The sequence below is a fragment of the Mycobacterium sp. E2699 genome, assembly GCF_001666745.1.
GTDB lineage: Bacteria > Actinomycetota > Actinomycetes > Mycobacteriales > Mycobacteriaceae > Mycobacterium.
Map to the genome: position 1 here is coordinate 73011 of NZ_LZJH01000063.1, position 23834 is coordinate 96844.

Sequence of the window (23834 nt, forward strand, 5' to 3'; positions counted from 1 at the left end):
CGCGGCGCGGTTCGGGTAACCATGGGGTGTCCCGCAGACGAGATGGGAGATCACCGTTCTCTACGAGAAAGCCCGAAACTGGTGGATCGGGTCGGATCCCGGCCTGTTGCGGCTCCGGATGGCGACGCGGACGACGGCCGCACTGGGTTGCTCGCTGCTGATCATGTACGCGGTGACGAGAGCGGCCGGACAGCCCCTGACGGTCGCCCTGCTCGGCGTCGTCGTCACGATGGTCGCGTCGCGATCCGTCAACGAGCCGGACCTGCGCAGGCAACGGATCACGATGGCGCTGCTGCCGGTGCCCGCCGCGCTGTCCATCACCGCGGCCGCGCTGCTCGCTCCCTACACCGTCGCCAGCGACGTCGCCTTCGTCGCCATCGTCTTCACCGCGGTGTACATCCGGCGCTTCGGTGCGCGCGGCAGGGCGCTGGGCATGGTCGCGTTCATGTCTTACTTCTTCACTTTGTATCTGCGAGCGAGGATTTCGGAGTTGCCCTGGTTGATCGGGGCGGTGGTGGTCGGAACGCTGTGCACGTTCGTCATGAGCACCTACGTGTTGCCCGACCGGCCGGAGCGCGTGCTACGCGCCACCGTTCGGGCGTTGCGGGCCCGGATGGCCATCGTGGTCGACACCACCGCCGAGGCGGTGGCTACCGGCCGCCTCGACGAACGGCGCCGCCGCCGCATGCGCGCGCGCACCATCCGGCTCAACGAGACCGCCCTGATGATGCAGGATCAGATCGAAGACAAGGCCGACCCCGCCATGCTGTGGCCCGGGGTCAGCAGCGAACAGCTGGCTCCCTGGCTGTTCGACGCCGAGCTGGCCATCGAATGGGTCGGCACCGCGGGCCGGCGGGCGGCCGCGCTGTCCGCCGACTTGCCTGCAGCCGCGCGCGCCGAACTGGTCGCGGCGCTCACCCAGCTCGCGCGCGCGATCCGCGCGCCCCGGGCCGGCGACCTCGCCCGGGTCGCGGCCCGCGCCCAGGGGATCCTCGACCAGCACACGGCGGCGGACGACGCCGGGGAAGCCGCGGTTCGCCGCCTCGCGCTGGCGATCGTCAACGCCGCGACGGCGACAGCGGAGGTCCACGCGATCGTCGAGGACGCCGCCGCGGGGAAAGCCGCCGCCCCGCGGAGCAACGCGGCCGCGCCGCCCGACGGCGAGGAGGGGGACACCGGCTCGGCGCAGGACGGCGGTCTGCGGCCGACGACCCGGCAAGCCATCCAGGTGAGCATCGCCGCATCGCTGGCCATCGTCACCGGCGAGCTGGTGTCGCCGGCCCGCTGGTACTGGGCGGTGATCGCGGCGTTCGTGATCTTCGCGGGCACCAACTCGTGGGGCGAAACCCTGACCAAGGGCTGGCAGCGGCTGCTCGGCACCGTCCTGGGGGTGCCCTGTGGCGTGTTGGTCGCCACCCTGTTCGCCGGGGACACGACGGGCTCGCTGGTGGCGATCTTCGTGTGCCTGTTCTGCGCCTTCTATTTCATGACCGTCACCTACAGCCTGATGACCTTCTGGATCACCACGATGCTGGCGCTGATGTATGGCCTGCTGGGCCAATTCTCGTTCGGCGTGCTGATGCTGCGGATCGAAGAAACCGCGATCGGGGCCGTCATCGGTGTCGCGGTGGCAATCCTGGTGCTGCCCACGAACACCCGGACCACCATCCGGAACGACACCCGCGCGTTCCTGACGGCGCTGTCCGCGCTGATCGAGATCTCCACGGCGACCATGTTCGGTGAGGACGAGACCGCGAGCCCGACCGAACAGGCCCGCCGACTCGACCGGGCGCTGCAGCAATTCCGGACCAGCGCCAAGCCGCTGCTGGCCGGGGTGGCCGGCCTGGCCGGGCGGCGAAGCATCCGCAGCGGCCTGCGGATCTTCGCCGCGTGCGACCGCTACGGGCGAAGCCTGGCGCGCAGCGCCGAGCAGTACCAGGACCCCGCCGGTTCCTCGCATGGGCTGGCCGATGCCTTCATGTCGGCCGCGGCGCAGACGCAGCGAAACATCGACGCGCTGCTGGGCGCCATCGGCGGTGCCAGCGCTCCGGCGATCGTGTCGGTGACCGACGACCTCGACACCGCCGAGACGCTGGCCCGGCAACAGGACGCCGACGGCGTACTACGGCCCGACACCCGGCGGTTCCTCACCGCGGTGCACGCGCTTCGCCAGATCGAGCGGGCCATCATCACCGCTGCCACCAACCTTGGCGTCCGCGACAATCCGAAGGTGCCCAGCCCGGTGGCGGGTTGAACCTCAGGACGCCGCCCGCATTTTCCCGAGGATGTTCGCCAGCCGGATGACGGCCAGCATCAGCATGCCTTGCACCTCGGGCTTTTGCTCGGGAGGAAGGTTGTTGACGTCATTTTGCACGGTGGTGGCCTGCTGCTGCAGCGCCGTCAGCCGCTGATTTCGCTGCGCCGGGGGCAGATCGTTCCATTGGTCGTCCAGCTCGGAGGTCTGCCGGAGCAACTCCTGCACCTCCGCCTTGGCGTCGGTGGGCGGGGCGGGCGGTGGCTGCAGTGGGTGGAACTGGCTCAGCGCGGGTTGCGCCGTCACCTCGGCCTTGGCGGGAATCCCGATCAGGATCGCGGCGCCCAACAGGCCGGCCTCAATGATTGCCATGATTCTCGTTGGGAGGGTTCGCATTTGGGTTCTCCGGGCTAGGGCGCGAACGCGCAGATGAATCCGAGCGCCCGCTCGCAGTCTTCTCGGGTGCGGAAGATGGGGGGCGGTGGCGGCGGAGGAGGTCCCTCCACGATGTTGTCGGGGCAACCGCCGTAATAGCCCGGCGGGCACTGCTCGTGGTAGACGTGGCACACGTTCAGGTCCCACCCCGTGGCCCGCAGCCCCGGCCAGACGTAATCGCCCGGGCACCAGCGCATCCCGGGGCCGTGGTAGCACCCCGTCCGTGACGAACAGTGGTCGTCGTCGGCGTGGGCGGTCGCCGCGACCGGCCCTCCGGCAACCGCCAAAAGGAGGGCGCCGGCGAGGAACGAGCTCGGGATGTGGCCGACGTGCATGCGCTCAGGTTGCCGCACGCCGCTTGCCGGGTTTTGGCCGATTTCTTGCGAAATTCTTGCGCTCGCCGCCGTGCCGGCGCGACTACCATCTCCCCATGGACACACCGAACCTCCCGCCGGGGTTCGACTTCACCGATCCCGACATCTACGCCCACCGGCTTCCGGTGCGGGAACTGGCCGAGCTGCGCCGGACGGCCCCGATCTGGTGGAACGAGCAGCCGCCCGGTCAGGGCGGGTTCGGCGACGGCGGCTACTGGGTGGTGACCAAGCACCGCGACGTCCGCGAGGTCTCGCTGCGCAGCGACGTCTTCTCGTCGGCCGCGAAATCCATCGTGCCGCGCTATCGGGACGACGTGGCAGCGGGCCAGATCGAGGCGGGCCGGACGTCGATGATCATGATGGACGACCCCGAACACGCCCGGCTGCGCAAGATCGTCTCGCGCGCCTTTACCCCGCGCGCGGTCGAGCGGCTGCGCGCCGACCTCGGCGAGCGGGCGCGGCGCATCGCCACCGAGGCCGCCGCGGCGGGGTCGGGCGACTTCGTCCTCCAGGTGGCCTGCGAGCTGCCGCTGCAGGCGATCGCGGGCCTGCTCGGCGTGCCGCAGGAGGACCACGACAAGCTCTTCGACTGGTCCAACCGGATGATCGGCACCGACGACCCGGAGTTCGCCGAATACGACTCCTTGACGGCGGCCGGCGAGTTGATGTGGTACGCAATGCAATTGGCGGCGCGAAAGGCCGAAAACCCGGGGGATGACATCGTCACGGCCCTGGTCCGGGCCGACGCCGACGGCCAGCGGCTATCCGACGCCGAATTCGGCATGTTCGTGGTGACGCTGGGCATCGCCGGCAACGAGACGACGCGCAATTCGATCACGCAGGGAATGATGGCCTTCGCCGACCACCCTGACGAGTGGGAGCGGTTCAAAGCGCACCGGCCGAAGACCGCAGCCGACGAGATCATCCGCTGGGCGACCCCGATCACCGCGTTCCAGCGGACCGCGCTGGCGGACACCGAGCTCGGCGGCGTGCCGATCGAAAAGGGCCAGCGGCTGGTGATGTTCTACCGCTCGGCCAACTTCGACGAAGAGGTCTTCGACACCCCGTACACCTTCGACGTCTTTCGCAGCCCCAACCCGCATCTCGGGTTCGGCGGCACCGGTGCGCATTACTGCATCGGCGCCAACCTCGCGCGCATGACGATCGACGTGATGTTCAACGCGATCGCCGACCACCTGCCCGACCTGACCCCGAGGGGCGAGCCCCAGCGGCTGCGGTCGTCGTTCATCAACGGCATCAAGCACTGGCAGGTCGACTACCAGGGCAGCCCGGCTTAGGGACTAGAAGCTCGCCTGGTGGCTGTCCACATCGTGGCGGTCGCCGCTCGCGATGAAGTCCTCGATCAACTCCACCACCTGGCTCGGCGCCTCGACCTGCGCGAAGTGGCCGACGTCGGGCAGAATCTCGAGCCGCGCGTCGGTACGCGCTTCGTGCGCGGCATACGCGTGATCCACCGGGATGATGCCGTCGCGCTCCCCCCAGATCGCCATCACCGGTAGGTCCTGGCGCACACCGAGCCGGCTGAGCGCGCTGACCGCCTGCCCGCGGTAGTCCACCACCGAGCGCAGCGTCCGCAGGAATGACTGGCGCGTGTCCCGATCCGACAGCGACGAGTAGGCACTCCACAATTCGGCGCCGCGCGGCGACTGGATGCCGGCGTTGCGCAACCACGACCTGAGCTGGTTGCCGACGGACAGCACCGGCTTCGGCGCGATGATCGGCAGCACCAGCTCCGCGCCGGGCGCCGAGAGCAACCGCAGCACCCACCCGACGTCGGGACCGAGGCCGCCGCTGCTGATCAGGATCAAGCGCTTGGCGTAGTCGGGATGCTGGTACACGAACTGCATCGCGACCCCACCCCCGAGGGATTGACCGATCAGGGTGGCCTGGCTGACACCGAGTTCGTCGAGCAGGTCGCGAAGCCAGACCGCGAAGGCGCCCAGCGAATAGTCCGTGCGGGGTTTCGCCGATTGGCCGTGACCCAGCAGGTCCGGGGCGATCACCCGGAACTTCTTCGACAGCGGGGGTATCACCGCCCGCCACGTCTCCGAGCTGCCGGCCATCCCGTGGATGAGCAGCAGCACCTCGCCGTCGCCCTCGTCGCGGTAGGCGACCCGGTCACCGTGGAGCTCCAGGAATTTCAAACCGCTCATGGCGCCCGTGTACCCGCTTTTATGCGGTTTCGCCGGGTCTCAGGCGAATAGTGACGAAAACTCCTCTTTACCGCTCGATGTGGTTTCGCGTACAAGATTGAGGGCATGACCGAACCAGGCGCGGCCCGCGTAGCGGTCTACCTCGACTTCGACAACATCGTCATCTCGCGGTACGACCAGGTGAACGGCCGAAACTCGTTTCAGCGGGACAAGGCCGGAGGACTCGAGAAGCACCCCGAGCGGCTGGCCAGGGCCACGGTCGACGTCGGCGCGATCATCGACTTCGCGTCGTCGTTCGGGACGCTGGTGCTCACCCGCGCCTACGCGGACTGGTCGGCGGACGTCAACGCCGGCTATCGCGGGCAGCTTGTCGCCCGGGCGGTCGACCTGGTGCAACTGTTCCCCGCGGCGGCGTACGGCAAAAACGGCGCCGACATCCGGCTGGCCGTCGATGCGGTCGAGGACATGTTCCGGCTGCCCGATCTGACCCACGTGGTGGTGGTGGCCGGCGACTCGGACTACATCCCGCTCGCGCAGCGCTGCAAGCGGCTCGGCCGGTACGTGGTGGGCATCGGGGTGGCCGGCTCGTCGAGCCGGGCGCTGGCGGCCGCCTGTGACGACTTCGTCATCTACGACGCGCTGCCGGGGGTTCCGGTGCTCGAGGCGGAACCGGCTTCGGGCGGGGCCGAGCCGAAGCGACGGGCCGGACGCACCAAGTCGGACAGGCGCGACGAACCGGACGAGCCACCCGACCCGCAGGTCACCGCCACCGCGCTGCTGACGCGCGCGCTGCAGATCGGCCTGGAAAAAGACGACGTCGACTGGCTGCACAACTCGGCGGTGAAGGCACAGATGAAGCGGATGGACCCGTCGTTCAGCGAGAAGTCTTTGGGATTCCGGTCATTCAGCGATTTCCTGCGGTCGCGGTCAGACGTCGTCGAGTTGGATGAGAGTTCGACGACCCGGATGGTGCGGTTGCGCGTACCGGAGTGAGCCCCTCCCCTACGCTACGACCGTGACGCAGGAAGTCCTCCGGCCCGGACGCTCGGGGCCCCGCTGGCTCACCCGCAACGTTCGGGTGCTGTCCGGGGTCTCGTTCCTGCAGGACGCGGCCAGCGAACTGTTGTATCCGCTGTTGCCGATCTACCTCACGGCCGTGCTGGGTGCACCCCCGTCCGTGGTCGGGGCGGTCGAGGGCGTCGCCGAGGGCGCGGCCTCGCTCACCAAGATCGCGGCGGGTCCGCTGGGTGACAGGTTCGCCCGGCGCCCGCTGATCGCCGCCGGTTACGGGATGGCGGCGCTGGGCAAGGTGATCATCGCGGTGGCCGCGGCGTGGCCGGGTGTGCTCGCCGGTCGCGTCGTGGACCGGCTCGGCAAGGGCATCCGCGGCGCGCCGCGGGACGCGCTGCTCGTCGACGACGTGGACGAGGCGCTGCGCGGCCGGGCTTTCGGCTTCCACCGCGCGATGGACACCCTGGGCGCCGTCGTCGGCCCGCTGCTCGGGCTGGCCGGCTACGAACTGCTGGACCACCGGATCCCGCCCCTGCTGTACGTGGCGATCGTCCCCGCCATCCTGAGCGTGGCCCTCGTCTTCCTCGTGCGCGAGCGCCACCGTCCCGCCCCGCGCCCGCACCGCCCGTCGATGTGGGCCGGCGTGCGCACGCTGCCGCGACGGTACTGGCGCATCACCGCACTGCTCATCGGCTTCAGCGTGGTGAACTTCCCCGACGCCCTGTTGTTGTTGCGGCTCAACGAGATCGGCTTCTCGGTGGCGCAGGTGATTCTGGCCTACGTCGGATACAACGCGGTGTACGCGCTGGCCAGCTACCCGGCCGGGGCGCTCGCCGACCGCATCGGCCGGCCGGCGCTGTTCGGCTTCGGACTGACCTTCTTCGCGGTCGGCTACGTCGGGCTGGGACTGACCACCGACATGGTGACGGCCTGGCTGCTGCTCGGCGCGTACGGCCTGTTCACCGGGTGCACCGACGGTGTGGGCAAGGCCTGGATCTCGGGGCTCGTCGGCCCGGAGCACCAGGCCAGCGCGCAGGGGGTGTTCCAGGGCGGTACCGGGCTGGCGGTCCTGGTGGCCGGGTTGTGGGCGGGTTTTCTGTGGGGCTCGAACGGCCAACTGCCACTACTCATTTCGGGAATCACGGGCGGCGTGTTCGCGGTCCTGCTGATCGGCAGCCAACTGGTCCGCGGTGTGCGCGTCGGCTAGGTTTTCGCGTCCGCTTGCGGACCGGGTCGAGGTGAGGGCGCCCGGCCTCGCGGCGCTGCTCGTCATGGTGGTGACCCGGCTTCCCGTCTCGGTCCGCCGGCGCGTGCTGCGGGCCGCGTTCGAGCGCGCCCGCGACGCATTCAATCGCGGCGACTTGGCCGCGGTCTTCGGCCTGTTCGCCCGCGACGTCGAGTACGGCCCGCCGCCCCCGCTGTACACCGGGGATCCGCTTCGGGGCCGCCAGGCGGTGTTCAACTTCTGGCATGCGGTCTTCGACCGCTACGACGAGAACACCATCGAGAACCTCTCCCTGGACGAGGCGACGCGGGGGTCGTTTGTGCGACGTGCGCGCCTGCGCCACCGGACGAGCGCGACCGGCGCATCGCTCGACTACGTGGTCGTGCAAACCACTCACCTGAAGGCCGGCCGGGTGGTGCGACAGGTGAACGTGCTCGAGCCTGGCCAGGGGAATACATCCCAGGCTTGATGTATGGCGACTCTCGCCGGACGGCCGCCACCTGCCGTCGACGTCGTTGACAGCCGCCCGGCGTGGCCATACATTGTGCGGAAGTTGTCGCGAGGAGACCGTCATGACCGTCGGTGCCGCTCCCACAAGCGTTTTCGATGCCGACCTGCCGGCGCTGACGTACGAGGTCGAGGAGACGCCCGCCGAGGTCTATCCCCGGCTGCAGGCGGCGCAGCGGCAGGCTCCCGTCGCGATGGGGCCGTTCGGCCCCGAAGTGCTCTCCTACCGCCTGGTGCGTTCGGTGCTGCGCGACCCCCGGTTCCAGATCCCGCCGGGGCTGAACATGCTCAGCCAGGGCATCGACTCGGGGCCGTTGTGGGACAAGGTGGTCAACAGCCTGCTGTGCATGGAGGGCGAAGCGCACCATCGGGTGCGAAGCCTGGCGTCCAAGGCATTCACGCCGCGGGCGACCCTGCGCCTGCACGACACCATGGTCGCCGTGATGAACGAACTGGTCGACCAGGTTGCCGACGCGGGCCGATGCGACGTCGTCACCGATCTCGCACGCCCCTACCCGGTCCCGGTCATCTGCGCGTTGCTCGGCGCGCCGCGCGAGGATTGGCAGCGGTTTTCGTTGTGGGCCGACGACGTGTTCAAGGCCTTCAGCTTCACGGTCGACCTGCGCGACGTCGAGCCTGTCGTGATGCGGGCGTGGGGCGAACTCGACGACTACGTCGACGACATGGTCGCCCGGCGACGCCACAGCCTCACCGACGACCTGCTGTCCGACCTGATTCGCGCCGAGGAAGACGGCGACCGGCTCAGCACAGACGAGCTGCGCATGATGGCGGGCGGCCTGCTGCTGGCGGGGACCGATACCACCCGCAACCAGGTGGCCGCCTCGGTGCACGTTCTGTGTGAGCATCCCGAGCAGTGGGGACTGCTCAAGGAGCGGCCCGAACTGGCGATGCGTGCGGTCGAGGAGACCATGCGCCACTCGCCGATCGCGTGCGGGACCCTGCGCCTGGTGGCAAAGGATGCCGAAGTGGACGGCTACCTCTTTCCCGCCGGCACGACGGTTCTGGTGAATACCGCTGCGGCCAACCGGGATCCGTCGGTCTACGACGATCCCGACCGCGTCGACATCACGCGCGAGGGCGCGCCGCCCATCCTGACATTCGGCGGCGGCGCGCACTACTGCCTGGGCGCCAACCTGGCCCGGTGCGAGATCGCCGAGGCGCTGAACGTCATCGCGAGCCGGCTGCTGAACCCGCGCACCGCCGGCCCGGTGCCGTGGAAGCCGATGGTGAGCCTGAGCGGCCCGACCAGCCTGCCCATCGAGTTCGACACTGACCGGTAGTCCCGGCGTATCGTCCGAACGGTGAACGCGCGCACCACACCCGACGGCGCGGAGCCGGTGTCGGCAGACAACTTCATCCGGGCCGAAACCGACTCGTATTTCGGCAATGTCGTCAAGGGCGGCGGCTTCGGGCGGTTCATCCATTTCCGGGAGCTCACGCCGCTGGACCAGCAGCTGGTGGTGCGCTCGAACCGGGACACGCTGTATTCGGCGGGCGTCTTCGACCTCGACGCCGGGCCGGCGACGATTTCGCTGCCCGATTCCGGCGCCCGGTTCATGTCGATGCAGGTGATCACCGAGGACCATTACGTGCCGGCGGTGTTCTACGGGCAGGGCGAACGCACCCTCGCCCGCGATGACATCGGCACGCGATATGTGATGGTCGCCATCCGCACCCTGGTCGACCCCGACGACGCCGCCGATCTGGACGCGGTCCATGCGCTCCAGGACGCCATTGCGGTGCGGCAGGACGACGCGGGCGACTTCGAGATTCCCAGGTGGGACCCCGTCAGTCAGAAGGTGGTGCGGGACGCGCTACTTCAGCTCTCGACCACTTTGCCCGACTCCAAGGGGATGTTCGGCACCAGACGGGACACCGACCCGGTGCGGCGGCTGATCGGCTCCGCGTCGGCGTGGGGCGGCAATCCGGAAAAAGACGCCACCTATTTCAGCGTCTACCCCGCCGACAACGACGGGGCAACCGTGCACCGGCTGACCGTGGGCGAGGTGCCCGTCGACGGCTTCTGGTCGGTGACCGTCTACAACAAAGACGGCTACTTCTCCCCCAACCCGCAAAACGCCTATTCGCTCAACAACCTCACCGCTCAACGCGCTCCCGACGGCAGCATCACGATTCAGTTCGGCGGCTGCGGCGCCGCGAGGGCCAACTGCCTGCCGATCACGCCGGGATGGAACTATTTGGTCCGGCTGTACCGACCCCATGACAAGGTCCTCAACGGCGACTGGAAGTTCCCAGCGGCTGAACCGATTTCGTGACAAGGATGGTGCGGTGATCCTCGCCGTCGACCTCGGCAAGACGTCCTGCCGGGCCGCGGCGGGCGCGCGGAGGGCCGAGGGGGCGGGCGCGCCGGGCCTGGCGGCGCACGGCGGGCTGCGGGCCGCGGAGGCGGCGATCCTGGCCACGGCAGGCGATTTGGTGCGCGAGTTCGGCCCGGTGACCGAGGTGATCGTGGGCGCCGCCGGGGCCGAGGCGGCGCCGGACGTGGCGCGCGAGCTGGCCGCCGCGCTGCTGGCCTCGCTGGGCGCCGGGCGCGTGGCGGTGACCAGCGACGCCGTCATCGCGCACGCGGGCGCGCTCGGCGGTAGGCCGGGCGTCGTGCTGGTCGTGGGCACCGGTGTGGTGGCGCTCGCGATCGGCCCCGACGGCGCGCTGCGGACCGCCGACGGCTGGGGCCCGTGGCTGGGCGACGAGGGCGGCGGGGCTTGGATCGGCGCGGCGGGGTTGCGGGCGGCGCTGCGCGCCCACGACGGCCGGGGCCCGTCCACCACGCTGCTCGACGCGGCCCGCGCCCGCTTCGGCGCGCCGCGGACCTGGCCCGCGCAACTCGCCGATGCCGCCGCGCTCGCGTCGTTCGCGCCCGACGTCCTCGCCGCGCACAGCGATGCCGCGGCCCGCGGGATCGTCGGCGCCGCCGCCGAGGCGCTCGCAGCAACCGCCCGTGCCGCCGGGGCCGGCCCGGTGGCCATGGTCGGCGGCCTGGCGGGATTCGAGGCCCTGCGCGGGCGGCTCGACGTCGTGCCGGCCGCCGGCGACGCGCTCGACGGCGCGCTGCGGCTGGGGGCGATCCACGAGCCGCACGTGATCCGCGTCCAGGGCGCTGCCTCCGCGGGGGGCCTGGACACGCTCGCCACCGAGGCCGTCCGGCCGGGACTGGACGACCTGGACGCGCGGCCCATCGGCGAGGTGGTCGCGCTGCTCGTCGCCGCCGAGGGCGAGGCCCACCACGCGGTGGTCGCGGCGGTCCCGCGGATCGCGGCGGCGGCCGAGGCGGTCGCGGCGCGGCTCGAACGGGGCGGCCGGCTGATCTACGCCGGCGCGGGCACACCCGGGCGCCTCGGCGTGCTCGACGCGGCCGAGTGCGCGCCGACGTTCGGCACCGACCGCGTGCGCGGCGTGATCGCCGGTGGCCCGGCGGCGCTGACCGACGCGATCGAGGGCGCCGAAGACCGTTTCGAACCGGCCGATCTCGCCGACCTGACCGCCGCGGACGCGCTCGTCGGGATCACCGCGTCGGGCCGCACGCCGTACGTGCTGGGCGCGCTCCGGCACGCGCGCGCGGTGGGCGCGCTGACCGTCGCCGTCGTCAACAACGCGGGCAGCGAGGCGACGGCCGACGTGGTGATCGAGTTGCTGACCGGGCCCGAGGTGCTCGCCGGTTCGACCAGGCTGACCGCCGGGACGGCCCAGAAGGTCGTGCTCAACGCGCTCTCGACGAGCGTGCTGATCGCGCTCGGCCGGGCCTACGGACCGCGGATGGTCGACGTGCGGGCGACCAACGCGAAGCTGCGCCGCCGCGCGGTGCGGATCGTCCGCGACGCGGCAGGCGTCGACGAGGAGGCCGCGGCCGCTGCGCTCGCCGCCGCGGGCGGGCACGCCAAGACCGCCATCGTCGCCCTGCTCGCGGGCGTCGACGCGGCCGAGGCCGCCGGCCGGCTCGACCGGGCGCGCGGACGCGTGCGGGAAGCCGTCCACGCGCGTCAGCGTCAGGGCGGCGGGGGATGAACCGACGACCACGGATGCGCCGATTCCAGTTGCGCCGCAACGCGAATCAGCACGTCCTCGCGCCCATAGGCGGCGGCCAGCTGGACGCCGATGGGCAGCCCTTCGGCGTTGCGGTGCAGGGGCAGGCTGATCGCGGGCTGCCCGCTCATGTTGAACGGCGGCGTGAACGCCGCGAACTGCCCGCCGCGGCGCATCGGTGCGGTCGGCCGGTCGGGATTGTTCTCGAATTCCGTGAGCGCCGGCGGCGGTTCGGCCACCGTCGGCGTGAGCAGCAGGTCCCAGCCGTCGGCCCACCACTGCTGCAGCGCGCGCCGGAACGCGTGGGCCGCGTCCAGCGCGGCCGCATAGTCGACGGCGGTCACCCGCTGAGCCCGTTCGATGAGCACCCAGTTCACCGGCTCGATGTCGTCGGCGGTCACTTGCCGCCCGAGCGTCTCGCCGAACCCGCGCGCCGCCATCGCCAGCTGCGTCGCCCACAACGCCATGAACTTCTCGACCAGCGTGGTGTCGGCGAGGCACGCCGGCCAGGCCGGCTCGACGATGTGGCCGAGACCCTGCAGCATCGAGCCCGCGGCGCGCACCGCGACGACACAGTCCTCGTGCAGCACGTCGCCGCGCGGATGCACGTCGAGCAGCCCGATGCGCAGGCGCCCGGGGTCGGCGCCGACCTCCTCGGTGTACGGCCGGTGGGGTGCCGGCGCGATGACGGAGTCGCCGACGCCGGGGCCGCGGACCGCGTCGAGCAGTCGCGCCGTGTCGCGCACCGTCCGGCTGACGCACAGCTCGACGCCCAGCCCGGTCTCGGCGCGGACCGGGCCGACCGTGACCCGTCCCTGGCTGGGCTTGAGCCCCACCAGCCCGCAGCACGACGCCGGGATCCGGATGCTGCCGCCACCGTCCGAGGCGTTGGCGATGGGCACCATCCCGGCGGCCACCGCCGCGGCGGCGCCGCCACTGGAGCCGCCCGGTGTGCGATCGAGCGCCCACGGGTTGCGTGTCGCCCCCCAGGCCAGCGGTTGCGTGGTCGGCAGGCTGCCCATCTCGGGGGTGTTCGTCCGCCCTGCGATCACCAGGCCGGCCGCCTTGAATCGGGCGACGAGCGTGGTGTCGGCGGTGTCGAGGATGCCCGCCTCCTTGAGCGCGACGTTGCCGTTCGACAGGGTCTGACCCGCGTAACTCGTGTAAAGGTCCTTGAGCAGGAACGGGACCCCGTGAAACGGGCCCTTCGGCAGGCCGGGGCCGGCGGCCACCGAGCGGGCGTGGTCGAACCACTCGATGACGACGGCGTTCAGCGCCGGGTTGGACCGCTCGATGCGCTCGATCGCCGCCTCGAGCAACTCGCCCGGCGTCACCTCACCGGTGGCCACCAGAGCCGCCTGGTCCGTGGCGTCCATCCAGCGCGTTTCCTCGGCAAGACCCGTCACGACAACCGGTCTACCACGGCGGTCCCACCGCTATCGGTCACTCTTCCCGCGTCACGAGCTGATCTCGCCACTCGTGACGCGCGGCCCGTTGGGCGGGGCGTGCAGTCCACCGGAGCAGCAAACATCGGTCAAAATCTGGAGACCCGCCCCGGACGTGTGACCAAGACCGCCGTACCCAAGTCGCGGTCGGTCCACGCCCGCCTTACGCTCGTTGGTTACACGAACTTAACGGGGGTTTTGTCGATGCGTGCGTTCAAGGGGCGACGCGTGTCCGCGCGCGGGTTCGCCCTGATCGCGGCGGCCGTCTGCGTCGTCTGTGGCTCCTGTTCGGAGACCGTGGCCCCGCCGGCGGCCACGCCGACAACCACGATGTCCACCGCCAAGACCACCACCTCGTCGGCGCCCGCGCCGCCCTCGGTGACCGGTCCCCTGGAGAAGGACTGGAAAACGTACGGCGGAACGGCGTTCTTCGGTTGTCCCGAGAAATTCTCCGAGAGCAAATCAGTGATCGAGGACATTCGGCCCAAGGTCTTCGACACGAAGACCGGACAGTACGTGGCGCCCGGTGCCCCCACGCTGCCCGCCGGCGAGAACGCGACGGGCGGCATCTGCGCGCTCGCGGGGACGGGAGACGACATGAGGGTCGTCTACGTGCTGACGACCGCCACCAAGACCACGGCGTACGCGTTCGACCTGAAGACCAGCCAGCCGCTGGTGACCAAGGACCTGCAACCGCCGACGCCCGACCTGAAACTGACCACACCGAACAACTGGGGTCTGGCCGCGACGGCGTCCGGCGTGGCGTGGGTGAACGCCTTCACCGACGGGCACGGCGCCGCGTCGCCGCCACGGACGGTCGTCCTCTCCGGCAGCGACCTCTCGATGATGTGGAACGACCCGCAGCCGGGCCGCGTGTGGCAGGACGTGCTGGCGTTTCAGCGCAGCACCGACCCCGCGAAGACGTCGGGAGCGGAGTTGCGCCGGCCGAGCGGCGAGCCGATCTATCAGGACAACGACATCTCGACGGTCGACGGCGAATTGTCCGACGGCCCCGACAAATTGGTGAAGATCACGCACCAGGATGCGTCCAACCCGCCGGTGGTCTCGACGATGTTTTATGACCTGAACGCCAAGTCCCTCATCAAAGTCGGCGATAGCGAACGCGTTTCGGGCGGTGGCCTGGCCGCGACGTTGTCGGACGGGCAGCTGTTCGTCGACGGCCGCAACTCGGACAACTCGCAGTTCGGGTTCGGCGTATGGAACCTGCGGACACAGCACTGGGATCTGTTGAAGACCCGGGACGACGCGCAGAAGATGTCGATCGCGAAGTTGGCCTTCTTCGAAAACCACCTCTACATCACCCACGCCGGCAATACGTTTGCCGTTCTCGCCCTGCCCGGCACCGACCCGATCTCGACCAGCTGGGCCGTTCGCCCGTTCGCGCGGATATCCGGCTGGACGCTGGTGTGCCGCGGCGAGAATGCCGCGGCGTTGAACGGCGACTGTAAGGACATCGTGATGGTCCAAGACCAGGACGGCCACTTTCCCGGACCCTGGTTCTAGCTTCGAGGTCGCCGCGGATCCCGTTGAGTGACCGGACGCGCAGAACCTTAAGGGCGCGCGTGATCGCGCAGTACGGCCAACCGGTCCCGATATTCCTGCTCGTCGATCTCGCCCCGCGCGAACCGTGCGGCGAGCACCTGCTCCGGCGTGAACGTCGGCGTTGTGGCCGGGGGAATTCGGTGATCGCGGCGATCCCCCGTCGTATACACGACGAGCCCAACAATGCCGGCGATCAACAGCACCCAGAACAGCACCATGCCGATGCCCATCCCCCATCCCCACCAACCCATGTTGTGGTCGTACCAGAACATCATCGCGTGCACCTCCCATTGGATCCGAAAGATCTTCGTTGGCTGTTAGTTTCACCCGTTACGGGACGCATCGTCAGGGGCCGATCGGCACGCCCGTCGGTGACCTTCGACCCTCGATTCCAGGGTCGCGGTCGTCCGCGAAGTCGCGGCATCCACAGACACCAGACGCTTGACGTTGGTACCCTACGGGGGTATGGTTCCATTCATGAATGATACTCACATCTGCCATTGCAAGTCCACCGGCTGCGGCTGCGGCGCTTCCGGATGCACCCAGGCTGCCGGCTGCGCGTGCGGTCATCCCGATTGCACGTGCAACGACTGATCACCTTCTCAGCCAAGGCCTCGACCCCCGTCGAGGCCTTGGCTGATTTCATGGATGCACAACGCCACTGAGCCACCCATGATTGGTATCCGCCGATCCTGGCGCGGTCCCGAGATATCCAGCTTCTGAAGGCATTTGCGCAAGGCGGCTCGGATGAGCAGTCGGACGAACCGGAAGGCGGAGTCGTGACGCACCCGCTGCGCCCGATCGGGCGCAGGCCCACAGCACCCGTGTGCGCCGAACCGATAGAAAGCGGCCACGGTCCGGCAGCCACGAACCGCGCGGCCTCGTCGCGGCGTCACCCGGCCCGATGAGCCACCTCGCGCTGCGATGGGCCGTCACGATTCTCTTCAGCGTCAGCATCGCGACATACGCGTATCTCCTTGGCGTTCAACGTCTCCGGTCGGCCGACACCATCAATCACCTGCTTCACCTCGCGATGTCGGTAGCAATGATCTTGATGGCCTGGGATGTCGGAATGAACCTCCCAACCGCCGGCGCGGTGAGTTTCTTCGTGGCAGCGGGCTTCTGGTTTGCCTTGGCGGCCTGGCGAATGTCGAGTGTGAACGGCGATCGCCTGAGCAACGCCTACTACGCCGTGATGATGGGAGGAATGGCATGGATGTTCGCGGTGATGGCGGGCAGGCTACCGGGCCAACTGGGTCACCCACCGAGCCATGCGCCGTCCGCCGCGGTGGCCATGGATACGTCCGGAACAGGAACGATGTCGGCACAAGAGATGTCTCCCACGGCATCCGGAGCGGAGTGGATCACGACCGTGAACCGGATCGCGGCACTGGGGTTCGCAGTCGTGGCCCTGTGGGGCGCCTGCTCTTACGTCGCCAGGCGCCGAATCAACGCGGTGCCGCAAGCCGGGCAGCTGGCGCACCTGGAACCGCTCTATCAGGTGTGCTCCGCGGCCGGCACGGCCGTCATGTTCGGCGGACTGCTGTAGCGCGCGCCGCGGACCTGGCTGCGAAGTCAGCGCTCGGCGTCGCCCTGGCTCTTGTTGCCGTGGAATGGGCTGCAACCGCCGGCGCCGACCCGAACGCATTCGGTGTCCTCAGCTGTTCCTGCCGGCCCCTCCCGGGCATCAGTCCTGCCGGCCCCGACCTGATCGACGAGGGAATCCGGGACGGCATTGGCGATCTGACGCGCTCGCGCGGGACGGCCGAATAACCTATTATCTGCGTATGCACGCAGATAACCGAGTAGCGTCGGCATGAGCGCGGATCGCGGGCATCACGAGCACGGTCACGCGCACGCACATCCACATGGGATTCGCGGCGTCCTGACGCACCTTGTGGTCCCGCACAGCCACGACGCCGCCGAGAGCGTCGACAGCGCACTGGAATCCAGCGCCATCGGCATCCGGGCGGTCAAGGTCAGCCTGGTCGGGCTGGGCGCGACCGCGGCCATGCAGGTCGTCATCGCCGTCGTCTCCGGATCGATCGCGCTGGCCGCCGACACCATCCACAACTTCTCGGACGCCCTGACCGCGGTACCACTATGGATCGCGTTCGCGGTGGGCAACCGCCCGGCGACCCGGCGCTACACCTACGGTTACGGGCGGGCCGAAGACGTCGCCGGCCTGTTCGTCATCACCATGATCGCGTTGTCGGCGATCATCGCCGGCTATGAAGCCGTCGTGCGGCTGATCCACCCCGTCACCATCGAGCACGTCGGCTGGGTCGCCGGCGCCGGCGTGATCGGTTTTCTCGGCAACGAACTCGTCGCCGCCTACCGGATTCGCATCGGCCGCCGGATCGGCTCGGCGGCCCTCGTCGCCGACGGCCTGCACGCCCGCACCGACGGATTCACCTCACTGGCAGTGCTTTTCGGAGCAATCGGCGTCGCCCTCGGCTATCCGCTGGCCGACCCGATCGTCGGGCTGATCATCACGGTGGCGATCCTGGCGGTGCTGCGCACCGCCGTGCGCGACATCTTCCGCCGGCTGATGGACGCGGTGGATCCCGAACTCGTCGACGTCGCCGAGGCAACTCTGGTGGCCCGGCCGGGCGTCCGCGGCGTGCGCAGCGTCCGGATGCGCTGGATCGGGCATCGCCTGCACGCCGACGCCGAGCTCGACATCGATCCCGCCACCAGCCTCGAAGACGCGCACCGCATCGCCCACGACGCCGAACACCAACTCACCCATGCCGTGCCGAGGCTCGACAGCGCGCTCGTCCACGCCTACCCGGCGCACACCGCCGAGCCGCCGGGCCGCCCCGCTTAGGTCAAGCCGAGGGCCTGCGGCACCATGTAGAGCCCGAAGCCCATCACCACCAGGCACAGGGCCCAGGCGACGTACTTGCGCGGTCCGCGCATGCGCCACTCCTCCGGGAGCGCGCGGGCTTCCAGCGCCAGCAACAGGCCCAGCACGATGGGCAGCAGCAAGGCGTTCATCACCTCGACGTCGACGGCCAGGTTGACCAGGTCGACGCTGGCCAGGACCAGCGCGGCGCCGACGAGGTGGGCGAGCGCGTAGGTGATGTAGAACTTGGCGGTGGCGCGGTTGGGCCGCTGGTTGAGGGTGTGCTTCCAGCCGAAGACCTCCGAAAGCCCCCACGCCCCGGCCAGCGACGACACGATGGCGGCCACCAGCGCCGCGCCGAGCATGCCCAGTCCGAACAGGACGGTGCCGCCGACGCGGCCCAGGTAGGGCGTGAGCGCATTGGCGATGTCGCCGACGGTGTTCAGCGCGCCCGCGCCGCCGTGGGCCCCGATCGTCGAGGCCACGGTGATGACGACCGAGATCATGATCACCTGGGTCAGCACGGCGCCGGCGGCGGTGTCGTGCCGGGCCTGGCGGATGGTGGCCACCGACAGGTGCTTGTCGACGACCGCGCCCTGTTGGTAGAAGACCATCCAGGGCATGATGACCGCGCCGACGTTGGCCGCGACCAGCAGCAGGTACGACGAGTTGCCCAGCGGCATCGACTTCAGGCCCTCCGCAAGGGCTTTGGGCTCGGGCCGCGCCATCACCATGGCGACCAGGAACGCCAGTTCGGCCGAGCCGATGATCAAGCCGATGCGTTCCACGCGCCGGTAGCTGCCGGTCAGCGCCAACGCCAGCAGCGCGGCCGTCGCGATCGGGATGCTCACCCAGCGCGAGACGCCGAACAACTCCCCGACCCCGGCGACGCCGGCGAACTCGGTGAGCAGCGCACCGATGGCGGAGGCGAACAGCGTGAACGCCGAAATCCACGCCCAGCCCCGGCCGAAGCGTTCCCGGATCAGGGCGCCGTGCCCCTTCTTGGTGACGATGCCCAGCCGCACGGTCATCTCCTGCACGACGTACAGGATCGGCATCAGGATCAGCTGCGGCAGCACCATCCGGTAGCCCCACTGGGCGCCGGATTGGGACGCGGTGATCAGCGAACCCGCGTCGGTGTCGGCCAGCATGACGACCAGGCCGGGGCCCCATACCGTCAGCAGCCCCCACCGCAGCCAGCGGCCCTGTCGGGACGCCGACGTCGACGGTTGTCCCGACGCATCCGCCACCGGCGTGGTTGTATCGGTCACCCTCGACCAACTCCTTCGTGCGACAGCAGTGGACAACAAACTAAGCCTCGCCTAACAAGCCGTTGTCACCGGCCCCGGTTTTCGGGGCCAACCGGTCCCCGCGACAACACGCCGATTCGAGTAGCAAAGAGTGTTGCGGCGGGAGGCCTGGTAACTACGATGAGTCCACAGCGCCAGCAAAGGGAACCGAGGATGCCGATGAGCCTCACCTTGCGATTCGCTGACCGCGCGGTCCGGCGGACGGCGCCCGCCACGGTTTGCGTCGCACCGTGACAGCGCCAGTCCTCGACATCGACGGCCGCGTGGTCGACCGGCGCCAGGAACTCACCGACCTCCGAGCCGCCGTGGACGAAGCGGGACGCGCCGGCGGGGCATGCGTCCTGCTCAGCGGGGTGCCGGGAGTCGGCAAGTCGACGCTCATCCAGGCCTTCGGCGACGAGGTGTCCGGGCGCGATTGCGTGTTCGCTTACGGGAGGTGCCGCGACGGCGCGCCCGCACCGTACTCGGCGGTCCGGGACGCGCTCGGCTCGCTGGTCCGCACCATGGCGGCCACCGGGCCGCCCGAACGCGACCGTTGGCGCGCCGACATCACCGGCGGGATGTCGTCGATCGCCGGCGTCCTCGGCGAGCTGGTGCCCGACCTGGCTCGGTTGCTCGGCGAGATCCCGCCGGTCGCCGACCTCGACGCGGCGGATGCGCGGCGGCGGTTGCACCGCGCCACCATCCGGCTGCTGTCCGATACCGCGTCGTATCGGCCCGTGGTGCTCGCGATCGACGACCTGCAGTGGGCCGATCGGGACACGCTGCTGTTGCTGTCGGAGGTGTTGACGGTCTCGCTCCGCAACGTCTTGGTCCTCGGTGCGCATCGGGCGGGTGAATTCGACCCGGGCTCAGCGGGTTTCAGCGCCGCGAGCCCGCGCAGCATCGAGCTCGACCCGCTCTCGCGCGAGGACGTCGAGGAGCTGCTCGCCACCGTGACCGGGCGCGGTGTCGAGCTGGGCGACGTGGCCGCCGAATTCCAGCATCGGACCGGCGGCAATCCGCTGCAGGTACGTCAGCTGCTCTACCGCGCGCAACGCGAGGGCGCGCTGACCCCGGTCGGCAGCGGCGGACGGCCCACGTGGGACCTGCGCGTCCTCACCTCGATCGAGGTCACGGCCACGTCCGCCGAGTTCCTCGGCCGCTATCTCGCCCAGCTGCGCCCGGACGATCGGGCGGTGCTCAGTTCGCTGTCGTGCTTCGCCGGCGAGTTCGACCTGGCCGACGCCACCGCGGCGGCCGCGCGGCCACCCGACGTGGTGGCCCAGGCGCTCTGGGCGTGTCTCGAGCTTCGACTGCTCGAGGCCGTCGACTGCGATGGCAGGAGGATCGCCAACGCGATCAGCCGCGACGCGCGTTACCGCTTCAGCCACGACCGGGTGACCGAGGCGGCGCGGGTCGGCCTGACCGACGACGCCAAACGCGAGACCCACCTGCGGATCGGCCGGTGGCTGGTCGACCAGGGGGACGACCGGTTGTTCGACGCCGCGCGGCACGTCGGTGCCGGCGGAGGTGGGGTCGCCGACGACGCCGAGCGCGTCCGGTTCGTCGAGGTGCTGCGGCGGGCCGCACGTAAGGCGAGGGCGCAGGCCTCGTTCCCGTTGGCGCTCGAATACTGCCGCAATGCGCTGGAACTCCTCGGTCGGCAGCGTTGGGACACGCACTTCGCGCTGAGCCGCGAGCTGGAGCTCGACGCCGCGGAGGCCGCGCTGCTGGTCGGCGACGTGGCGGCGCTGCATTCGCTGCTCGACGAGGCGGAGCAGGTGCTGCCCGAGCCGGCCGACCGCACGCGGCTGGCGTACCTCCGCCTCAAGGGGCGGGTCGCACAGAACCGTCTGCAGGAGGCGCTCGAGATCGGACTGCGGGCGCTCGACGAGTTCGGCGAGCCGCTGCCGGCCGACGCGGGCAAGCCCCGCATGGGCAATGCGATAGTCCGGATGAACCTCACGATGCGCCGCTGGAGCAACGAGCGGCTGCTTCGGCTGCCGCTTTGCGACGACCGGCGAGTCATCGAGATCCAACGGATCCTCGCCGAGTTGCGCAGCATGGCGTACATCGTCCGGCCCAACCTGCTCCCCTTGATCGTGCGCAAGCAAGTCAACCTGACCTTGGCCCATGGGCATACGCCCAGCTCGCCGACGGTCCTCGCCAGTTGCGGGCTGCTGCTGGTGATCATGGGTGATCGCGCGGGCGGCCAGCGTTTCGGCGAGGCCGGCCTGCTACTGACGGAACGGGCGGAGTTCCGCGAGGCCCGGCCGGAGACGCTGTTCATGTATCTGAACTTCGTTCGCCACTGGCAACAACCGGTCCGCGACGGCCTGAGCCAACTGCGCGACGCCGTCGAGGAGGCCCTCGACCAAGGCGATCAGGAGTACGCCGGATTCCTGGTCGCCGTCCTGCTCTCCCAGTCGGTCTGGGCCGGCCGCCCCCTGGCGGAAATCGACGCACTCGCGAGCACCTTCGTCCCGCACATCCGTTCCCAGCCCGTGCCCGCCGGCCTGTGCCAAGGTACGCATCAGTATTGCCTCAACCTGATGGGCCGCTGCGCCGACCCCTTGCTCGTCGCCGGCGAGAGCGGTTTCGACGAGCGGGAGGTGCTGCCGGCGGCCCGGCGAGAGAGCGACGAGGTGGCCCTGGGCGCCGCAGCGGCGCGGAAACAGGGCCTGCACTTCTGGTGCGGTGATTACGCCGGAGCGGTCGCCGCGACGCCCGACGCGGTCGAGCACGTCGGCGGTATGACCGGCACCGTCATCGTTCAACTCATCTACCTGATCGGTGCGCTGAGCGCGCTGCATCACGCGCCTCGCGATCGCTCGACCGCCCGCTTCGTGCGCGAGGCACTCAGGTTGCATCGCCAGTGGGCCGTGGGCGCACCGGAGAACTACGCGGCATCGCACGCACTGATCCAGGGAGCGTGGGCGCGAGCGCGGGGCCAACACGCCACGGCCGAACGCCACCTGCACCAAGCGATCCGGCTCGCCGAGGAAAACCAGCTCCCAGTGATCAGTGGCTGTGCCCACGAGGAGGCCGCCGCCCTCTACGCCGGCACCGGACGGACAACCCTTCAACAACACATGCTGCGGTCGGCGTACCAGCGCTGGCTGACCCTGGGCTTCGCGGTGCGTACGGACTGGCTCGCGCGCGAGCACCCCTGGCTACTCCGACGCGATCTCGTTCAGGGGGGTTCCGCCGGGATCGACCCGGTCGGCGCGCATCAGCTTCTGCACGCACTGTCGGGCGCGCGGACCGCCGACGCCTTGGCCAACATCATCTTGGGCTCGGTCGCCGACACGACCGGCGCGGGTCGCGTCCTGTTCCTCACCGGCGACGTAGACAATCTGGCCGTCCGGGCCCTCCAGGATCACGGCAAGATCTCGATCGTGGACGGGCCATGGACCGAGGTCGCCTACAACCGGGATATCGTGCGCCGCGTGATCGATGGTGGCTCGCCCGTCATCGCCGCGCCCGACCGCAAGGCCGCGGGCCCGCCGATCCTGGCGGCTCCAATCAGGTTGCACGACAGGACAATCGGCGTGATTTACGCCGAGCGGGATCAGCCGGACGGCAGCTTCGGCCGCGACCACGAGGAGGCGGTGGCGTTCCTGTGTGACCAGGCGGCCGCTCCCCTGTGGAACTTCCAGCTCGAGGAGCGACTGCGGGCCGCCGACGAGCACCGGCAGTCCCTGATGGACGTCCAATCGAGATTCGTGCCCAACGAGCTGTTGCGCATCCTCGACATCGACGACCTTCGCCGCGTCCGAGCAGGCTACCGGGTCGAGCGCGAGATGACCGTGCTCATCAGCGACATCCGCGGCTACACAACCATGCTCGAGGACATGGACGTCGCCGAGGCCAGCAACTTGGCGATGGGCTTTCTGCGCGCCGTCGAGCTCCCGATCATCAGTTACAACGGCATGATCCAGGATGTGCGAGGGGACGAGATCGTCGCCGTTTTCGACTCCGAGGCCGACGCGGTGCGGGCGGGGTTGGGCATGCTGCGCTCGTTGCGCGAGCACAACCGGGAGCGCAAGGTGCTCGGCTCCGAGGAACTGCGGGCGGGAATCGGCATCAACACCGGCGCTGTGGGGGTCGGGCTCGTCGGCGGGGTGAACCGCATGGTGCTCACCATCATCGGCGATGCGGTGAACCTCGCCGCCCGCATCGAAAGCACCAACAAGCGCTACGGCTCCGCCCTGCTCATCTCCGACCGCACGCATAAGCGCCTCGCTCAATCGGAGCAGTTCGACATCCGCCGGATGGAGCGCGTCATGGTGGTCAACCGACGCCGGCCGGTGACGATTTACGAAGTGTACGACGAGGATTCGGCTCACCTTCGCGCCGCGAAGCGCGCGGCGCAGCCCGCCTTCGACGAGGCGTTCGCGCTGTTCGACGCCGGCGATGTCGACGCGGCACGCGCCGCGTTCGAACGGTGCCGCGAGTTGTTGCCCGACGACCCGGTGGCAACGCTGCATTTGGCGCACTGCGACGCGGTGGCTCGCGGCGAGATGACCCCGGGTCAGGAAATAGCGCTGCTGAACAAGTAATGCACTACTCGAATTCAGAAAACTGCGGAAAAGTGCTACGCGATTCCCGATCTCGTCTGCCATGATTTGAGCGACTGTCAGG

The 23834-nt window shown here is 69.7% G+C and carries 18 protein-coding genes and 1 pseudogene; 13 read left to right on the forward strand and 6 right to left on the reverse strand.

What is annotated here, in order from left to right; genetic code table 11:
• Positions 1-118 precede the first annotated feature (118 nt).
• A complete protein-coding gene (locus A5696_RS10110) occupies positions 119-2254 on the forward strand; it encodes an FUSC family protein (RefSeq protein ID WP_067877257.1) in 2136 nt (711 codons plus the stop codon).
• 3 nt (positions 2255-2257) lie between these two features.
• Here A5696_RS10110 and A5696_RS10115 read toward each other — a convergent pair whose 3' ends face one another.
• A complete protein-coding gene (locus tag A5696_RS10115) occupies positions 2258-2626 on the reverse strand; it encodes a hypothetical protein (protein WP_067877260.1) in 369 nt (122 codons plus the stop codon).
• A gap of 38 nt (positions 2627-2664) precedes the next feature.
• Positions 2665-3024, reverse strand: a complete 360-nt coding sequence (locus A5696_RS10120) for a hypothetical protein (protein ID WP_068278893.1) — start codon at positions 3022-3024, stop codon at positions 2665-2667.
• A gap of 95 nt (positions 3025-3119) precedes the next feature.
• On the opposite strand from A5696_RS10120, the gene A5696_RS10125 reads away from it, so the two are divergent.
• Complete coding sequence (locus A5696_RS10125; protein WP_067877270.1) at positions 3120-4361, forward strand: cytochrome P450; 1242 nt, start codon at positions 3120-3122, stop codon at positions 4359-4361.
• Positions 4362-4364: 3 nt separating this feature from the next.
• Here the strand turns inward: A5696_RS10125 and A5696_RS10130 are convergent, their stop codons facing one another.
• Positions 4365-5237: an alpha/beta fold hydrolase gene (locus A5696_RS10130; protein WP_067877274.1), complete on the reverse strand. Its 873-nt coding sequence runs from the start codon at positions 5235-5237 to the stop codon at positions 4365-4367.
• Between the two features lie 105 nt (positions 5238-5342).
• Here A5696_RS10130 and A5696_RS10135 point away from each other — a divergent pair, with 105 nt between their 5' ends.
• The 7 genes and pseudogenes from A5696_RS10135 (at position 5343) to A5696_RS29140 (ending at position 12024) form a co-directional block, all read left to right on the forward strand.
• A complete protein-coding gene (locus A5696_RS10135; RefSeq protein WP_067877278.1) occupies positions 5343-6230 on the forward strand; it encodes an NYN domain-containing protein in 888 nt (295 codons plus the stop codon).
• 22 nt (positions 6231-6252) lie between these two features.
• On the forward strand, positions 6253-7455 hold the full coding sequence (locus A5696_RS10140) for an MFS transporter (protein WP_067877281.1): 1203 nt from the start codon (positions 6253-6255) through the stop codon (positions 7453-7455).
• A 31-nt stretch (positions 7456-7486) separates the two neighbouring features.
• Entirely contained in the window at positions 7487-7942 is a 456-nt protein-coding gene (locus tag A5696_RS10145) for a nuclear transport factor 2 family protein (RefSeq protein ID WP_067877284.1), read from the forward strand.
• A gap of 103 nt (positions 7943-8045) precedes the next feature.
• Positions 8046-9281: a cytochrome P450 gene (locus A5696_RS10150; protein WP_067877288.1), complete on the forward strand. Its 1236-nt coding sequence runs from the start codon at positions 8046-8048 to the stop codon at positions 9279-9281.
• 57 nt (positions 9282-9338) lie between these two features.
• The gene (locus A5696_RS10155; RefSeq protein WP_067877406.1) at positions 9339-10277 is read left to right on the forward strand and encodes a DUF1254 domain-containing protein; all 939 of its coding nucleotides are present in this window, start codon (positions 9339-9341) and stop codon (positions 10275-10277) included.
• Positions 10222-11019: pseudogene (locus A5696_RS29135) on the forward strand (BadF/BadG/BcrA/BcrD ATPase family protein); the annotation flags it as partial. The gene A5696_RS10155 and the pseudogene A5696_RS29135, both read left to right, overlap by 56 nt.
• A gap of 117 nt (positions 11020-11136) precedes the next feature.
• On the forward strand, positions 11137-12024 hold the full coding sequence (locus tag A5696_RS29140; protein ID WP_369803320.1) for an N-acetylmuramic acid 6-phosphate etherase: 888 nt from the start codon (positions 11137-11139) through the stop codon (positions 12022-12024).
• On the opposite strand, the gene A5696_RS10165 is transcribed toward A5696_RS29140, so the two are convergent.
• Positions 12006-13418 (reverse strand): amidase, encoded by a 1413-nt coding sequence (locus A5696_RS10165; RefSeq protein WP_231964280.1) that lies wholly within the window; start codon positions 13416-13418, stop codon positions 12006-12008. The genes A5696_RS29140 and A5696_RS10165 overlap by 19 nt on opposite strands.
• Before the next feature lie 273 nt (positions 13419-13691).
• Between A5696_RS10165 and A5696_RS10170 the strand changes: the two genes are divergently transcribed.
• Complete coding sequence (locus A5696_RS10170) at positions 13692-15011, forward strand: hypothetical protein (RefSeq protein WP_067877295.1); 1320 nt, start codon at positions 13692-13694, stop codon at positions 15009-15011.
• Positions 15012-15058: 47 nt separating this feature from the next.
• Here the strand turns inward: A5696_RS10170 and A5696_RS10175 are convergent, their stop codons facing one another.
• Positions 15059-15325, reverse strand: coding sequence for an SHOCT domain-containing protein (locus tag A5696_RS10175; protein WP_067877413.1), 267 nt, complete (start codon positions 15323-15325; stop codon positions 15059-15061).
• A 629-nt stretch (positions 15326-15954) separates the two neighbouring features.
• Here A5696_RS10175 and A5696_RS10180 point away from each other — a divergent pair.
• Together A5696_RS10180 and A5696_RS10185 are read left to right on the forward strand one after the other, a co-directional pair.
• Entirely contained in the window at positions 15955-16599 is a 645-nt protein-coding gene (locus tag A5696_RS10180; protein ID WP_067877298.1) for a DUF5134 domain-containing protein, read from the forward strand.
• A 267-nt stretch (positions 16600-16866) separates the two neighbouring features.
• Positions 16867-17880 carry a cation diffusion facilitator family transporter gene (locus A5696_RS10185; RefSeq protein ID WP_067877301.1) on the forward strand — a complete coding sequence of 338 codons (1014 nt, stop codon included), beginning with the start codon at positions 16867-16869 and terminating at the stop codon, positions 17878-17880.
• On the opposite strand, the gene A5696_RS10190 is transcribed toward A5696_RS10185, so the two are convergent.
• Complete coding sequence (locus A5696_RS10190) at positions 17877-19169, reverse strand: NRAMP family divalent metal transporter (RefSeq protein WP_067877303.1); 1293 nt, start codon at positions 19167-19169, stop codon at positions 17877-17879. The genes A5696_RS10185 and A5696_RS10190 overlap by 4 nt on opposite strands.
• Before the next feature lie 269 nt (positions 19170-19438).
• On the opposite strand from A5696_RS10190, the gene A5696_RS10195 reads away from it, so the two are divergent.
• Positions 19439-23752: an AAA family ATPase gene (locus A5696_RS10195; RefSeq protein ID WP_231964281.1), complete on the forward strand. Its 4314-nt coding sequence runs from the start codon at positions 19439-19441 to the stop codon at positions 23750-23752.
• Positions 23753-23834 lie beyond the last annotated feature (82 nt).

Bases quoted from the DNA above. Each gene is read 5' to 3' on its own strand.
- A5696_RS10170 (WP_067877295.1), top strand. From the start codon at position 13,692: ATGCGTGCGTTCAAGGGGCGACGCGTGTCCGCGCGCGGGTTCGCCCTG.
- A5696_RS10110 (WP_067877257.1), top strand. From the start codon at position 119: ATGGCGACGCGGACGACGGCCGCACTGGGTTGCTCGCTGCTGATCATG.
- A5696_RS10150 (WP_067877288.1), top strand. From the start codon at position 8,046: ATGACCGTCGGTGCCGCTCCCACAAGCGTTTTCGATGCCGACCTGCCG.
- A5696_RS10115 (WP_067877260.1), bottom strand. From the start codon at position 2,626: ATGGCAATCATTGAGGCCGGCCTGTTGGGCGCCGCGATCCTGATCGGG.
- A5696_RS10130 (WP_067877274.1), bottom strand. From the start codon at position 5,237: ATGAGCGGTTTGAAATTCCTGGAGCTCCACGGTGACCGGGTCGCCTAC.
- A5696_RS10185 (WP_067877301.1), top strand. From the start codon at position 16,867: ATGAGCGCGGATCGCGGGCATCACGAGCACGGTCACGCGCACGCACAT.
- A5696_RS10165 (WP_231964280.1), bottom strand. From the start codon at position 13,418: ATGGACGCCACGGACCAGGCGGCTCTGGTGGCCACCGGTGAGGTGACG.
- A5696_RS10175 (WP_067877413.1), bottom strand. From the start codon at position 15,325: ATGATGTTCTGGTACGACCACAACATGGGTTGGTGGGGATGGGGGATG.
- A5696_RS10180 (WP_067877298.1), top strand. From the start codon at position 15,955: ATGAGCCACCTCGCGCTGCGATGGGCCGTCACGATTCTCTTCAGCGTC.
- A5696_RS10135 (WP_067877278.1), top strand. From the start codon at position 5,343: ATGACCGAACCAGGCGCGGCCCGCGTAGCGGTCTACCTCGACTTCGAC.
- A5696_RS10120 (WP_068278893.1), bottom strand. From the start codon at position 3,024: ATGCACGTCGGCCACATCCCGAGCTCGTTCCTCGCCGGCGCCCTCCTT.
- A5696_RS10125 (WP_067877270.1), top strand. From the start codon at position 3,120: ATGGACACACCGAACCTCCCGCCGGGGTTCGACTTCACCGATCCCGAC.